The organism is Bacillus sp. FSL W8-0920 (assembly GCF_038593215.1).
Classification (GTDB): Bacteria; Bacillota; Bacilli; order Bacillales; family Bacillaceae; genus Bacillus; species Bacillus pumilus.
Genome location: NZ_CP151974.1, coordinates 713,525 through 730,521, shown reverse-complemented (window position 1 = coordinate 730,521; position 16,997 = coordinate 713,525). Strand labels below are relative to the sequence as shown.

At 44.4% G+C, this 16,997-nt stretch carries 5 protein-coding genes; 2 read left to right on the top strand and 3 right to left on the bottom strand.

From position 1 onward, the window contains the following. Positions 1-83: 83 nt before the first annotated feature. Entirely contained in the window at positions 84-782 is a 699-nt protein-coding gene (locus tag NSS78_RS03495) for an MgtC/SapB family protein (RefSeq protein WP_170966033.1), read from the top strand. A gap of 112 nt (positions 783-894) precedes the next feature. Beyond that, complete coding sequence (locus NSS78_RS03490) at positions 895-2,301, top strand: alkaline phosphatase (RefSeq protein ID WP_327840045.1); 1,407 nt, start codon at positions 895-897, stop codon at positions 2,299-2,301. A 42-nt stretch (positions 2,302-2,343) separates the two neighbouring features. Here the strand turns inward: NSS78_RS03490 and NSS78_RS03485 are convergent, their stop codons facing one another. From NSS78_RS03485 to NSS78_RS03475, 3 genes are read right to left on the bottom strand one after another with little or no spacing between them, the layout of a single operon-like run. Beyond that, positions 2,344-3,351, bottom strand: coding sequence for a phosphotransferase enzyme family protein (locus NSS78_RS03485; protein WP_327840043.1), 1,008 nt, complete (start codon positions 3,349-3,351; stop codon positions 2,344-2,346). Then, entirely contained in the window at positions 3,344-9,754 is a 6,411-nt protein-coding gene (locus tag NSS78_RS03480) for an HAD-IIIC family phosphatase (protein WP_309217317.1), read from the bottom strand. Before NSS78_RS03480 ends, NSS78_RS03485 begins: the two co-directional genes overlap by 8 nt. Next, a complete protein-coding gene (locus tag NSS78_RS03475) occupies positions 9,747-16,979 on the bottom strand; it encodes an SDR family NAD(P)-dependent oxidoreductase (RefSeq protein ID WP_342468290.1) in 7,233 nt (2,410 codons plus the stop codon). Before NSS78_RS03475 ends, NSS78_RS03480 begins: the two co-directional genes overlap by 8 nt. Between the last annotated feature and the right edge of the window lie 18 nt (positions 16,980-16,997).

Here is a 16,997-nt window from a genome sequence, read left to right as displayed (position 1 = left end):
TGAATAAAATAAGAGTTGTGCAGCCATATGGGCTGTGAGAAGATCATATACATGATGTGAAACGTACATGAAGTGAAGGAGCGATACGCATGTTTTGGACAATTGAATGGGATACAGTCTTAAAATTAGCCGTGGCCACCTTAATCGGTTTGATTATTGGGCTTGAACGCGAGCTGAAGAAAAAGCCGCTCGGCTTAAAAACGTGTATTGTCATTGCTGTCAGCTCCTGCGTGTTAACCATCATCAGCATTGATGCAGCCTACAATTTCCCTCGAGTCTCTAGGCTTCAAATGGACCCACTCAGGTTACCGGCGCAAATTATATCTGGTGTTGGTTTTATTGGAGCAGGTGTGATTCTGCGAAAAAGCAATGATGTCATCTCAGGTCTTACGACTTCTGCGATGATCTGGGGAGCAGCAGGACTTGGGGTTGCAACAGGTGCAGGATTTTATAAAGAAGCCTTCCTCAGTCTTTTCTTTATTCTGGTTAGTGTCGAATTTCTACCATGGCTCTTCCAGCGGATCGGACCGATTCGCTTACAGGAAAAAGAAATCCGCATCAGAATGTCTCTTTCTGATCGAAACCGTATGACGGATATTTTAAAAGAAATGAAAGCCCTCAACATTCGCATTCATTCTGTTCGTATTGATGATTTAACAGAAAAGAACTATCCGATTATGGAAGTACGTGTACGCGTGCATAAAGATCGCTATACAACCGATGTGTATTTTGATATTAAAGATCTAGAAGGCGTCGTTGGCGTCAAGTGTGATACGGTATAAAAGGTGATGAGGCAAAAGTCTCATCCCTTTTTTTATGGGAAAAGGGGTTGAACCATTGCCCTCATTCAAATAAAATACAAATTATGAAATAAATGATAAAAGGGGATTTTTCATGGGCTCTATGGATCGTAAAAAACGTATTTTTCTTATGAGTGGGATTCTAGCGGTACTCGTATTCGCTGCTTTATTGACCTCACATTATGTCACTCCCGTCTCAACAAATGCAGCAGACAAGAAACGAACGAAAACACCAAAAAATGTTATTTTTATCGTTGGCGATGGAATGGGGATGCCCGTGATCAAAGCCTACCGCACATTCAAGCAGGAAAAGCTTGGTTCTCCAAAAGCACAAACCGTCTGGGACCCGTATTTAGTCGGGATGCAGACCACACACCCAGATGATCCTCGAGATAATATTACCGACTCAGCTGCCGCAGCCACGGCCATGGCGACTGGAAAAAAGACATACAATGATGCCATCGCCGTCAACCAAGAAAAAGAACCTCTTAGAAGTGTCGTTGAAGCAGCAAAGGAAGCACAAATGAAAACAGCCTTTGTTGTCTCATCTGACATCACCGATGCTACACCTGCCGCTTTTGGCACACATAACGTCTCCCGAAAAAACAAAGAACAAATTGCAGACCACTTTTATGATGAGAAAATAGGCGGAGAGCACAAAGTTGATATCCTTCTAGGTGGCGGCATGCAATATTTTGACCGAAAAGACCGTGATCTTGTGAAAGAATTTGAGAAGAGCGGTTATTCCATACTAAGGTCAAAAGATGATTTAACCTCCCAATCATCTTCGAAAATGCTCGGCTTATTCCAGGAGGACGAGCTGGATCGAGCCATCGATCGTCCAAAGCATGTGCCTACTTTAAAAGCCATGACGCAGTCAGCATTAGCCCAATTAAATCAAGACAATTCGCATGGGTTTTTCATGCTGCTTGAAGGTAGTACCATTGATTCTGCTGGACATGAAAATGATGTGGTCGGCGCAATGAGTGAGATGGAGGATTTTGAGAAAGCAGTCCAAGCGGCTCTTCAATTCGCTAAAAAGGATCAAGAAACACTCGTTGTCATCACAGCAGATCATGCGACTGGCGGCTTTTCGTTTGGTGCAGACGGCATGACAAGTGAAACTGGATATAAATGGGACCCAGCACCTATTTTAGCTGCTAAGAAAACACCAGTGTATATGGCAAAGAAAATCGCAGGCGGACAATCGGTACGTGATGTCCTTCACACCCATATTGATTTCTCGCTCACAAATGAGGAAATCTCACAGGTGGAGAAAGCGGCACAATCAGGGAAGGCCAGTACAATTCAACTCAGCATTCAACACATCTTTGATCAGCGTTCTTTCTCAGGCTGGACAACCTTTGCTCATACAGGTGAGGATGTCCCTGTCTATGCATATGGACCTGGTAAAGCAGCATTTCAAGGCTGGATCGATAATACAAAGCAAGGAAAGAACCTGTTTCATATCATTGAATCACCGTCCACCTATCGCCCATAAAAAAACAATCCCCGCCTCATCACATAGGCGGGGATTTTGATGTTAAGATTGACTTAGCTTTGTAAAGTCAAACGTCGTAATCGGTGCTGCTTGCTCAATGTCGGAGCGGAAGCTAGCGAGCATGGCCTTCTCTTCTTCTCCGATGGCAGCCAAATCAAATGCTTGATGCAGCAAGCCATAGATTAGCACGTGACGTAAGCGAAGGAAGTCAGGAATGTAGGCAAGCCACTCATCCCCAAGCTCATTCTCTTCACGATAGCCTTTAAGGAACTGCTTCATAAAGTTTCCTGCAAAAGCTGCTTTGTCTTCGTATGGAATGACTGGGTACCACAACACATTGTATAGCAAAATGCTAATGTCATTCATAAACCAATTGTACCCGATATCATCGAAATCAAAGGTCGTAATTTTGCCTTGATCCCAGTGAAAGTTTCCGTGATGAAGATCCGCATGAACCAATCCGTACGTATCCTGATTTTTCGGAAGCTTTGCCAGCTTTTCCATCAACCGATCCGCTTGTTCGAATACAAGCGTCTGATCGGCTGGGACATACTTACGCAATTTAAGCTGCTCCTCTTCATCCCACTCTTGTCTTTTATATCGCGGATCTGACAGCTGATAGCTTTTTGTCAGTTTATGCATGCGGCCTGTGTACTGTCCAAGCGCATAAAATAATTCATCATTCCAGTCTGCCTCTTCGACTTTATGGCCTGGTGCTTTTTCATAGACTCGAAGCAAAAATGAACCGCCTTGCCCATCGTCTACTTGCTCGATATCACGGCCATTTAATGAAGCAATTGGTTTTGCAACCGAAAGTCCGCCCTTCGCTAAGTGATGGAGCCATTCCATTTCACCTAAAATATAATCAGGTGATCTGCGGATGGTATGGGTAATTTTTAAAATGAAAGACTCTCCGTCTTTTTTAAGTTCATACACATAGTTTTCTGCATCTGCGATAAAGTGGATGTCACTTCGCTGGACTCCGTATAAATGAGTGGCCTCATCTAAAATTTTTGATTCTTCATATATGGCTTTTACATCTTTATGCATGCTGATTCTCCCTCTTCATATATTTTGCTAATTCTCGAATGGTGTGTTTTTCAGCAAAATTCAAATCATCAACATACCAACCCTTCTTTTCAATCTCTACTTCCATTTTGACAGCAAGTAAAGAATTTCCTCCTAAATCGAAAAAGTCGTTGTCAATTCCTACTTTTTCCACATGAAGAATGTCACACCAAATCTCAAGAAGCAATGCCTCGCGTTCATTGGTTGGCTGTGCGTAAAGTCCCTGATCCTGCGTTAGTTCCGTCTTTAATAATGAACGAAGACCTTCTTGATCATGTACCTTAAGGGCTTTTACATACCCGCTGTGCAGCGTTTGATCTGTTTGAACCGTTTCCCATGTGTAACCTTCAGAAGCTGAATGACTTGCTGTCTCCACCCTTTGACCCTCTATTTCTTCAGCCAGGTGCTGACGAGGTGACAGGTGGTCGACAATCTGAATGTGATCGCTCAGTGAACCGATTTCTTCCACTTGTATACAGTATGTTTGCTGCTCCTCCATCTCCTGCATCTTGTTTTCTTTCATAAATGACTTGAACAGCTCATTACGTCCAGTCGATGCAAATGTGAATTCAATAGAAGAAAGCTGGTGCTGACGGCTATATTCAGCGATCCATGTCAGACATTTTTGCTCAATCCCTTTCCCTAGAGCACGGCAGCTTAGCATCCATGCATCAATGATCAAGGTGTCGCCTGCATGATGAGCCAAGATCGCCCCTACAATTCCTTCATGACTGAAGCGATCCGCTGCCTCGATAATCCAGCCCTGAACATGCTCATTTTCCATCCGCTCTCTCAGCTGCTGTTCATCAAAGCGCTGATCATTTAAGCGGAATTGGTTAATGCGACTGCTCATTTGCGCCACGCGGGCAAGGTGCTTTTCTCCCCACTCTGTTACACTCATGTTCAAATTCAAATCTTGTAAAAATTGCTCCATTGACGGCGATTCTGCTTTCTCTTTTTGACGAGCTTTTTCAGCCTTGTAGCTTGTTGTTCGCCCTCTATCTTCATCTGTGACATCATAGCGGTCAAATGCCCAAGCATGCTGAGCGAATATTGGGATCGCTTTTTCATTGGCAGGTAGTAGCAGTGTCATCACTTCAGGCAGCTCTTCATTCATACGCAAGCACTGAGCAGGATCATCGTCTAAGAAAATAAACTGAGATAATGAAAGATTCAGTGAATCTGCCATCTCTTTGAGATGTGCCGGTTTACTTTCCCAATTGATCCGCCAGTCGACAATATCGTCTTTTTGCAAGATCATATCTGGGTGGTTTTCAAACACGCGCCACACATCTTCTTCATTATTCCTGCTGCTTAAGACAAGCAGGAGACCCTCTTTTTGCTTTTGTTTTAAAAAGCGCTGAAGCATTTGATGTTCTGGCGTAATATCGATGCCTTCTATACCGTCTTCTGAAACGACACCTCTCCAAAGCGTGTGATCACAATCAATGGCCGCTACCTTAAATGGTGCACCTTGCCATGCAATGAACTCGCGTGCGACTTTTGTACCGATGGCTCCACAAAAGACTTCTGTGAATGGGAGATGTGCGGCTTGCTCTCCTTTTGCATCAAAGATGTCATCTATCTGATAGTGCTTCGCAAGCTGACGGCAGTCGATTAATTGAACACCGTCTATCTCAGATAATTGAGCAATCCACTCTCGTTCCACATCTTGCAGCGTGTCTTTAAGAGCAGCACTTATCGGCAGAATCCCAACAAAATATAAGTTATGTTTCGTTTTTGATTTCAGAACGTTTGCAAGTTCTTCAGCATGCTCTGCAGCCAGTTTTTTCTTTTCTTCCAGTGAAAGATGAGCTGGACCCGTGATATCCTCTAATCGAATGAGCAGAAGGTTCGCACCGTTTTTCTTCTGTGAGATAAGGCTGCGCTCATTTAGTAATTCCTGATATACCTGCCCATACGGTGCAAATTGAACATCAAGCTGCACATCAAACTGCTTGGTCCAGTACTGAATGTAAGGTGCGATTGGATCTGCTGTAAATGTCGAGCTAACTGTAAGTACGAGCGGTGCTTTTTCCTCTGCACGCTCCCTTTTCTCTTTTGCTGCCTGTTCTTCTTCCTCTGTAAGCACATCGAAATCCTTGAGCAGTTGATCAGGTGTTTGAACAGCCTGTTCGACCAAGTGCTCGAAGTGCTTGACGAACGCTTGCATTGTCTCATGTTTAAACAGCGCAAGATTGTATTGAAGGACGCACTTTAACTCACCTGTTACTTCTCTGACAACATCCATTTTCATATCGAGTTTGGATATTCCCTTTGCAAACTCATGTGTTTCGAATGTTAGTCCATCGGCTTCGATTTTAATATTCGGATCGTACTCATTATGGTAGATGAGCATTGTATCAAAGAATGGATTGCGATGCGGTCTTGTTTTTGGATTCAGATGCTCAACCATTTGGTCAAATGGGTACTCTTGATGATCATACGCATCCAGCAATACTTGCTTTGTCTGCGCCAGTTGCTCTGTAAAGGTTGATTCTTGTACCATGTCTAGTTTAATTGGCAGAAAGTTTGTAAACATGCCAATTGTATGCTCGATATCTGCATGACGCCGTCCAGCCACAAGTGACCCGACAATCAGCTCCTCTTGATCTGCATAACGTGAGAGCAGCAGTCCATAGAGCTGGAACAAGATGACGTTATTTGTCAGCTGATACTGTTCAGCAAGCTGTTCAATTTTCTCAACGATGTGCGGTTCAATATTGAATTTGATCGCTCTTCCTAAGAAGGATTGTTCCTTCCGTTCAAAATCATATGGCATTGTCAAAGTTGGCACATTTGAGCCAATTTGCTGCTTCCAATAATCCTGCTGCTTTTGAAACATCTCGCTACGGAAATATTTGTCTTGCCATTCTGCATAATCTTTATATTGAACAGTGAGTTCCGGCAAGGTTTCCCCTCGATAGAGCTCAGTAAATTCTTTAATAAAGATGTTCATGCTCGCTCCATCCGCCACAATATTATGCATATCGACTAATAAGAGGTGATCGTTAGCTGCGATTTTCACAAAACGCACACGGATCAATGGTGCAGCCTTTAAGTCAAATGGACGAATGAATTCATCGATTTGTGCTTCTAATCCTTCTTCATCAGCTTCTGTCAATTCAACAGCAAATTGGAAGTCATCATGGACCCGCTGAACCGGTTCACCATCTTTTAATTCAAAGGTCGTTCGCAAGGTTTCATGACGATCAATTAATTGCTTGAAGGTCTGCTCAAAGCGCTCGACGTCAATTTCCCCTTTACATCTTAGTGCCATCGGCATGTTGTAAGAGGTCACTTGACCAATACGCTGATGAATGAGGAATGTCCGTCTTTGAGCAGCAGATAATGGATATGTGTCTTTCTTTTCGACTGGTTCAATCTTGAAATATTGATGCTTCTCTGCCTTTTCGATGAATGCTTGGAGCTTTTCAATTGTCGGATTGTTAAACATGTCTGTGAGCGTTAGCTCTACACCAAACTCTTTGTGAATTTGAGAAATCAGACCGGTGGCATTTAACGAATGTCCGCCAAGCTCAAAGAAATGGTCGTCTCTTTCCACCTTTTCAATTCCTAAAATGTCTTTCCACATCCGCTGTAACGTTGCCTCAATGTCATTCGATGCGGCGGCATGGACTTGATTGTTTTCTTCTATTTCCTGCCCTTTGTTATCCTTTGGCACCACCATTTGCACACCTAAGGATGAAGATAGTGCAGATGTATCTGCCTTTTCAATCCAATATCGTTGTCGTTCAAACGGATAGGTCGGCAAGGATACTTTTTGATTTGATGTCTGATTTCGCAATTTTGTCCAGTCAACCGGCACCCCTTGAAGCCAGATGTCACCCAATCTTCCCAGCAGGTAGCGGTCGTCGGCTGCCTCTTCTTTTGGATGACGCATCAATGGAATCGGCTGCTGATGATGTTCCTTTGAAGCTTGGCGAATAAAGGCACTTAACGTATTCCCCGGCCCGACTTCAACGAAAATAGGATCAAGCTCCGTTAATAACGTCTCTGCTCCATCACGGAAACGAACCGCTTGCCGCAAATGATTAGCCCAATATGCCGGGTCTTGCACTGCTTCATGGTCAATCCACGTACCTGTGACGTTAGAAATATACGGGATAGACGGCGCATTCAATTGATACTCGGCTACCTTTTCTTTAAATGATGGCAGGATGTCATCCATCATTTTAGAATGGAAGGCATGAGAGGTGTGAAGCTTCCTGCACCCATGTCCAGCAGCCTCCAGCTTCTCAGCAAGTGCATCAATGGCTACGGTCTCACCTGACACTACGCACAATTCAGGACCATTTACTGCTGCAAGTGAAAGATCATCTGTTAAATATGGCAGCACGTTTTGTTCACTCAAAGGAACACTCAGCATAGAGCCTTTTGGAAGCTGGCTAATGAGCTGTCCGCGATAAGCCACAAGATCTACAGCATCTTCAACAGATAGTAAACCAGATACCGCAGCAGCCGTATATTCTCCAATACTGTGACCGATCAGTGCCTGCGGTTTGACGCCAAAATGAATCAGCAATTTAGCCAAAGCATATTCCACACTAAACAGAAGCGGCTGCGTATATTCTGTTTGATTGATCAGCTGACGATCATCACTTGCTTCTGTTGAAAATAAAAGACGAAATGGGTCAACTGTGACATGCTGTTTGAATTGATTCAAGCATTGATCCAGCGCTTCTTTAAAGACTGGATATTTGTCATAAAGCTGACGCCCCATGTCTACATACTGAGATCCTTGGCCTGGGAAAAGAAAGACGACTGGACGGCTCGATGTTTGGGAGCTGGCCGTCTTGACCACCTCTTTTGACCTTTGATTCAGCGCCTGTAACATATCCGCCGTGTTACTTCCAAGAATGACACGTTTATGCGGGAAATGATGGCGCCCTGTTTGCAACGTATAGGCAACGTCACTTAGACGAACATGCTGCTGATGCTGAAGTAAGTAGTCCGCAAGGCGATCCGTCATTTTTTCAAGAGCTGCTGGTGTTTTGGCAGATAATAAAAGAAGTTCACTATCCTCAGGGCTATCAGCGGCAACACGTGTAGCAGGTGCTTCTTCTAAAATGACATGAGCATTTGTTCCACCTATCCCAAATGAGCTTACACCTGCTCGGCGAGGAGATTCTTGCGTGCTCCATGGCGTCAAGTCTGTGTTTACAACGAAAGGCGAATTGGTAAATTCAATTTTTTCATTTGGTGTTTCAAAATGAATGGTCGGCGGAATCACTTGATGCTTTAAGCTTAAAACGGTTTTAATAAAGCCCGCGACACCTGATGCATCATTCAGATGACCAACATTTGATTTGACAGAGCCAATGCGGCAAAAGCCTTTTTTATCTGTATCAAATGCTTGCTTGAGCGCTTCAATTTCGATCGGATCTCCGAGGGTTGTCCCGGTTCCATGTGCTTCAATGTACGAAATGGTTTCAGGTTCCACCTCAGCCATTCGAAGTGCTGTCTTAATCGCTGAAACTTGACCTTTCGTACTCGGCGCTGTATATCCTACTTTTCTATTTCCATCATTATTAATAGATGACCCTTTGATGACAGCATAAATGTGATCGCCGTCTTCAATGGCATCCTCTAAATTTTTTAAAATAACGGCTCCTGCACCATCACCAAAAACGGTTCCATCGGCTTTGTTATCAAAGACGCGGCAATGCCCGTCAGATGAATGGATCATGCCTTCTTGATAAAGATAACCTGATTTTTGCGGCAGACGAATGGACACGCCACCTGCAACAGCCATATGACAGTCGCCGCTTAATAAAGCCTGAACGGCTAAATGAATCGACACCATCGAGGTCGAGCAGGCGGTTTGCACCACCATACTCGGTCCCTTCAGATTTAATTTATATGAAATCATCGTCGCTAAATAATCACGCATATTCAGAACGGCAGCTTCCAGTGTTTTCGAATCCTCACCTTGAGCCGCCCCTTGAAGTGCTCTCATGACCCATTCTGTATTGATCCCTGCACCTGTATAAAGACCGATTTGCCCTTTATATTCAAACGGATCGTACCCAGCGTCTTCAAGCGCTGTCCACACACATTCATGAAACAGTCTAAACTGCGGGTCCATCATGGCCGCTTCCTTTGGTGTATAGTCAAAGAAATCTGCATCAAATAAATCAACATCATCTAGCATCCCTTTTGCTTTAACAAAACGGGGATTTTTTAATAAAGCTTCATCTGTACCTTCACGCCGTAATTCTTCTTCTGTAAAAAAGGAGATTGTTTCTTTTCCCTTTTTCAGATTCTCCCAGTACTCATCTACATTTTTGGCCCCTGGAAAACGACCTGCAAGACCGATAACAGCAATTTCTGCGCCATGATAGTGATTCGTTGTATCATTCATTCTCGATTCCGCCTCTCAATCTTTTATTCCGTTGCTGTTTAAAACGAGCTCTTCGATCACCTGAAGTGACGACGGCTAGTTCTTCTTCCATCGCTTCTTCCTTCGAGTCCTCAGAAGGCTGGATATATTTCGCAAGCTCTGCAACAGAAGGGTACGTAAACAACGTCACAACCGCTTCATTTGTTTGAAGTGCTTGATTTAACCGATTGGTGACTTGGACAATATCCAGCGAGCTTGCGCCGAGATCGAAGAAATTGTCGTGAATGCCCACTTGTTCCATGCCCATAAAATCCTGCCATACTTGGCAGATCGCTTTTTCAGTTTCATTTCGAGGCGCCACATATGGATTGCCCAGCTCTGGTCTTTCGTGCTTAGACACTTCATACGAATCCTCATCCGCTACGGTCTTAGGCTCTAGTGACAGCCATTGATCTATCCGTTCATCAAGATTTCCTGTGGACACGAGCATGTGTCGATTCTGCCGGCTAGACAGAACATACTGGAACAGCTCAGCACCCTCTTCTGGTAAAATCGCAAGCTCATTGATCGATTCACCTATTGTGGATTCTAGCTCACCCCAGAAATTCCACGCATCCCAGTTCACACACATCCACGGGGTTTGACTATGTTGATTAAGTCTAGCTGCAAATGCATCCATATATAAGTTAGCCGCTGAGTAAGCAGAGAATCCTAAGCCCCCAAGCAATGCACTAATGGAAGAAAAGAGAAGACAAAAGTCTGCTTGTTCTTGTTCCAGCAGCTGCTCTAGCACATCGAGCCCTTTCACCTTTGATTGGAATTGATCCTCTCCCTGCGCCAGTGTAGAAGGGATATCTTTGATTGCACGGAAGGATGTACTTCCTGGTAATCCTGCTGCATGGAATACACCATGAACGCCGCCATGCTTTTTGCGAATGGCATCAAATACATGTTTCATCTGATCCAGATCTCCTGCATTCGCCTGCACCGCTTCTACTGTTGCACCTAATCGTTCGAGCTCAAGCACCTTCTCAATTCTCGTGCGCTGCGCTTCATCGGCATTTGCTTGTTGAACATATGACGCCCATTCATTTCTTGGCGGCAATGCCGTTCTGCCAGTTAAATAAAGATGTACATTTCCTTCCTTCGCCAGCATCTTTGATAAAACAAATCCGATACCGCCTAAACCTCCTGTGATCAAATAAACACCATTTGGCCTGATCATCTTCGGAAGTCCATCTTCTTTTTGCAGCGGCAAATGCTTGTAGCTTTGCACCCAGCGCTTTCGATGACGATACGCCACAAGCTGGTCCTTTCCAGGCTGCATGATTTCCTGCACAATAAGATCGACAAGGACTTGTTCCTTCCAAGACATGACTTCTGGCACGTCTTCCACATCGATATTCCAGCACTTAATATGATGGTATTCCTGTGAAATCACTTTACACGGTCCAAGCATTGCACTTTTCTCTGCACATATCGTCTCATTGCCTGTAACTGGCTGAATTCCGCTAGTGATCGTAAACAGACGGCATTCTCGAATATTTTTTTGGGCAGCAATCGCTTGAGATAAGAAAATTAAGCTGTAATAGCCTTTTTCAATGTGCGCCTGAAAAGCGGCTTGACGATTCGAGTTGTCATCTTCTTTCGCAGCTTCCCATAAATGAAGAATCCGCTGAATATTGATGCCTCTATTAGACAATGAATCTAGCATGTTTCGGTAGTGCTGGCCTTCTGCCGGATTGATCGTAAACGACTCATCTTGCTCTTGATAAGCTTCACCCTTTGTGACAGAAATGACCTTGATACCTTGTTGCGTAAATGAATGGGTAAACAGTTCATGAAAAGCATCCTGTTCCTTGAAAATGAGCCACGTTTGTTCTTCTGTTTCTTTTTTGAAAACTGGTTTTAGCGGCTGCTGCTCCCAAGAAGGCAGGTAGAACCATTCTTCCATCTCTTTTTTCTTCGTTTCTTTAGGAGCGGATAGCTGCGGAGACGCGGGCTTTCCTGCTTCAATCCAATATCGTTTCCGCTCAAATGGATAGGTCGGTAGCGATACGAGCTGACGTTCCTCTTGAGTTGGATGTTGCTGCGCTTTGACCTCGTAGCCCCCTGCCCATAGCTCTCCTATTCTCTTTAAGAAATATGCATGGTCATCCGCTTGTTCTCTCGTATGCCTCACCATATTCAGGACATCATGATGAGACTCTTTGTTTTCATGACGTTTCGCTAATGCCGTCAAGCTGTTTCCAGGTCCAACTTCAATGACTGCTCGTACTTCATCGGTTAACAGCTGAGATAGACCTTCATGAAAACGAACGGTTCCACGCAGGTGGTTCGTCCAATAAGATGCTGTCATCACCTCTTCGCTTGTCGCCCAGGTGCCTGTCACATTCGATATAAACGGAATCGCCGGCTCGTGCAATTCTACTTTCTCTACGAATTGTTGAAACGCCTCAAGCATCGGCTCCATCATGTAGGAATGAAAGGCATGAGAAGTATGGAGCTGTCTTGTGACAATTCCTTTGTCTTGCAGTTTCATTTCAAATGCAGCGATATGCTCTTCTCTTCCAGAAACGACACAAAGGTCTTTTGCATTGACAGCAGCAACAGAAAGCGATTCATCGATCATTGAGATGAGCTCCGCCTCGGGTAATTGCACACTAAGCATCGTGCCTTTTTCCATGTCTTGCATCAATCTTCCTCTTGCCATCACGAGTGTTAATGCAGACTCGAGAGAAAAGACCCCTGACAAACAAGCGGCAACGTATTCGCCGATACTGTGTCCAATCATTGATTCTGGCTCAACACCGCTATGCTGAAGCAATTTGGCTAATGCATACTCAAATATAAATAGAAGCGGCTGGGCATTTGACGTTTTTGTGATGTCTTCGTTCGTTTCATCCTCGGAAAAAACAATGCTCTTTAAATCCACTTGCTCCGTTTCCATTACATATTTAAAGCATCTATCTACTTCCCATTTGAACACTGGCTCTGCATCATATAATCCGCGCATCATACCAGCATACTGAGCGCCTTGACCCGAAAACATAAAGGTCGCTTTACGCCATTTTTTGCTTCGGAACACACTCGTTTCAAGCTGTTTCTGCTGCATCCATTCATCAGCAGACGCGAGTACGATCGCTTTTCGGTATGGAAATTGCTTTCTACCATACCGTAATGTATAAGCAATATCTTCAAGCGGGACTTGAGGATGCTGGATCACATACTGCTTTAATCGCTCTGTCATTTCCGCCAAAGCAGTATCTGTTTTTGCAGATAAGACGAGCAGCTGCTTTTGGTTAGAAGCTGGCTTCTGCTTCGCCTGTATGCCCTCTTCTATGATCATATGGGCATTCGTTCCGCCAATACCGAAAGAGCTAACTCCCGCTCTTCTCGGACCATCTGCTTCCTTCCAATACAACGCCTTTTGATTCACATAAAACGGTGTATCTTTGAAAGGAATCTCCTGATTGGGTGATTCATAATGAATGGTTGGCGGAATCGTTTTATGCTGGAGAGCCAAAATGGCTTTAAACAGACCTGCAATCCCTGCCGCACTATTTAAGTGTCCGACATTACTTTTCACAGAACCGATCGGAATCGTCAGCGGATCTGTCCCTTTGAACACTTGACTAAGAGCAGATACCTCAATTGGATCTCCCATGTTTGTCCCCGTACCATGAGCTTCTACATAACCAATGGACGCGGGGTCGATACCTGATTTTTCATACGTTTCTTTTAAAACCTCTGCCTGTCCTTCCACACTCGGAGCGGTAAAACCAGCTTTTCGGCTGCCATCATTGTTCACACCAACCCCTTTGATGACCGCATGAATCGGGTTACCGTCTCTCATCGCATCTTCATAACGTTTTAGCAGAACAATCCCCGCTCCATCTCCGAAAATGGTTCCGCTCGCCTCTTGGTCAAACGGTCGGCAATGTCCATCCTTTGATTGAATCATCCCATCTTGATAGATGTAGCCGATATTTTCTGGAGAACTAACCGTCACACCGCCTGCCAGTGCTGCATCACATTCTTGATTCAATAATGCTTGACAGGCCATGCCAATATTGACAAGTGAGGTCGAACAAGCTGTTTGCATGGTCACACTAGGCCCGTGTAAATTCAATTTATAAGAAAGCTGTGTACTAAAGAACTCACGATCATTTAACAGCATGGCGCTGAATTGCTCAGTTGCTTCCATTTGATGGGCAAAGCGCGTCAGCCACTCATGGTTTGGACTCGTTCCTGTATAAACGCCAATTTTCCCTGCCATTCGATCAGGGTCACAGCCAGCATCCTCCAGCGCTTCCCAAGCACATTCATGCAAGAGCCTGAACTGCGGATCCATTAGCTCTGCCTCTCTAGCAGAATAGTTGAAGAAGTCTGCATCAAAGCCTTCGATTTCTTGTAAACGACCTTTTGCTCCAATGAAATTCGGATGCTGGTAGACGGACGCATCCAGCCCTGCTTTCTTGAGCTCTTCTTCTGTGAAAAAGTGAATCATTTCCTCGCCATTCACAAGACGCTGCCAAAAGTCTTCTAGCGATGAAGCTCCCGGGAATCTTCCAGCCATTCCGACAATCGCAATATCCGTTTGCTCATGGGACGTGTTTTTTACTGGGCGAGAAGCAGGCGTTTGAATCTGTTCTGACTGTTCTTCAAACAAATATTCAGCAAGACTTGCCACTGTCGCAAACCGATACAATTGCACAGTGTCAATTTGCTTGTCCACATGCTCAGATATTTTCGCTGCAAGCTGAGAAATATCAAGGGATGTCGCACCAAATTCGAAAAATGGCGATTCATCATCTATTTGATCAAACCCAAAATGAGTTTGCACAATGTCGTGAATGTCTTTTTGTAAAGAAGCGAGTGAAGCAAAGACACGCTGTTCATTCTGCGGCTTTTGTGGTTCAATGGCTGCCATCGTATTTGTTTGTGCAGAGAAATCAGTTTTATGAAATGGGTACCCAGGTAGCGGAATACGCTGTCTGTTCTTCTCATCTGTTATTGGGAAAGCTAAGCCGACCCCCATTTCCCAAAGAACACCTGCGATTTGAAGCATGTCTCCATCAAGTGGTTCGGTTGTTTTTTCTGCTCCCTTTTCAACTACAATCCCTTGTTTCGTTGAAAGGTCAATGATCAAAGCTGGTGATTCTTGCTCAACTATTGGTGATTTTACAGGCTGATCCATAGTAAGAAGACCCTTTACAGACGATGGATAGAAAGTGGTTAGTTCCTCCCCAGTTTGCTGCAAGTAAACAGGCTCTTGGAGTGTCCTCTGAGGCAGGGAAGCCAGCCTTTGATTAACCGTCTCGATATCATGAAGATGGTACACAATAGATGCCGCATCGTTTAGCTCAAGGCCGCCTGCTGCATATAAAGCTGTCCAGACGCCGCTACCTTCTCCAACCCATCCATCTAGTTCAATTCCGAGTGATCTTACCATGTTGGCAAAAGCCGATGTCATGATCAGCATCGCCACTTCTGATTGACTGCTTTGTTTAGGATGGAACAGCTCATCTTTTTTGATAGGTACCGCGGATTGGACGAGGCTTATGATTCGATCCACTTCTATTTTGAAAGAAGAATCTTTCTCATACAGCTTGATGTAATCACGTAAACCTGACTCATGATACCCCGTTAGCTTCATGCTGATCCGTTTATAAAGATGACTTTCTCTGCCTGCTGTCTCTTCATTCAGCAATTGCAGCTGCTCTAATAATTCATCCCGCGTGGAACAGACAAACGCCTTTCGATATTTGAAAGCCTTTCTTCCACTTTGTAAGGTATAAGCTGCTTCACCAAGTGAGAGATCAGGATGTGAGGAGACATATTCCTTTAAGTTTTTTGTCACGTTCTTCATGTCATGCGTTGATCTAGCTGACAGCACGATTAATTCTTTGGACGAGGCGTTGCTGTTTGCTTTTCTCGGCTTTGCCTCTTCTAAGATGACATGAGCATTTGCTCCCCCTATACCAAAGGCACTGACACCCGCTCTCCTTGGCAATTGAGATGTCTTCCACTCCTCTTTGTCTGTCCCAACATAAAATGGGGTTTGATCAAAAGAAATGCGGTGATTCGGTTTCTCAAAGTGCGGCATCGGGGCAAATTGACGATGATGTAGCATCATGACTGTTTTGATAAAACCAGCTACGCCGCTTGCGGCATCTAAATGCCCAATATTGGCTTTGACTGATCCAATTCGGCAATAGCCTTGTTGATCTGTTTGAAAAGCACGGGTAAGCGCCTCAATCTCAATCGGATCTCCAACAGGCGTCCCCGTTCCATGCGCTTCGATATAAGAAATCGTCTCTGGTTCTGTCTCAGCCATTTCTAACGCAGATTCAATAACACTTGCCTGTCCACTCACACTTGGGGCTGTATAACCGACTTTATTGCTCCCATCATTGTTCGTTGCAGATCCTTTTACGACAGCATAAATAAAATCTCCATCTTCTATCGCATCTTTTAATCGTTTTAGCGCAACAACGCCTGCACCTTCACCAAAAATGGTTCCTTTTGCTTTTTCATCAAACGGACGGCAATGACCATCAGGAGAATAAATCATTCCTTCTTGGTATTGATAGCCTGTGATTTGCGGCTGATGGAGTGTGACACCTCCTGCTAACGCAAGGTCACATTCACCGCCGATTAATCCTTGGCAGGCCATATGGATAGCAACAAGCGATGTGGAGCAAGCCGTTTGCACCGATACGCTTGGACCTTTTAGATTTAATTTATAGGCAATCCGAGAAGCAAAGGATGGGTCATTGAGATGCATGATTTGAAACACATCTTCGTTCTTTGCAAGTGACGACATATGCTGCCCCATCCACGATAGATTGCTAGATGCGCCGGCATAAAGTCCAATTAATCCTTCGTATTGCTCGGGCTCATAGCCTGCATCCTCTAGCGCATGCCATGTGCATTCATGCATCAATCGAATTTGCGGGTCCATAATAGATGCCTCTCGCGGAGAGTAGCCAAAAAAGTCTGCATCAAATGATGATGCATGTTTTAAATATGGCTTTGCCTTGACATAATCAGAACGTTTTAGCAGCGTTTCATCTACACCCGCTGCCTTTAATTCTTCATCAGTGAAAAACGTAACGGATTCTTTCCCTTGCGATACATTTTCCCAAAACACTTGCACATTCGGTGCCTCGGGAAACGTACCTGCTAATCCTACAACTGCAATTTCAAGTCCAGATTCGCTCCATTGCTCTTGATCAGACATACGCTGCATTTCTCCCAT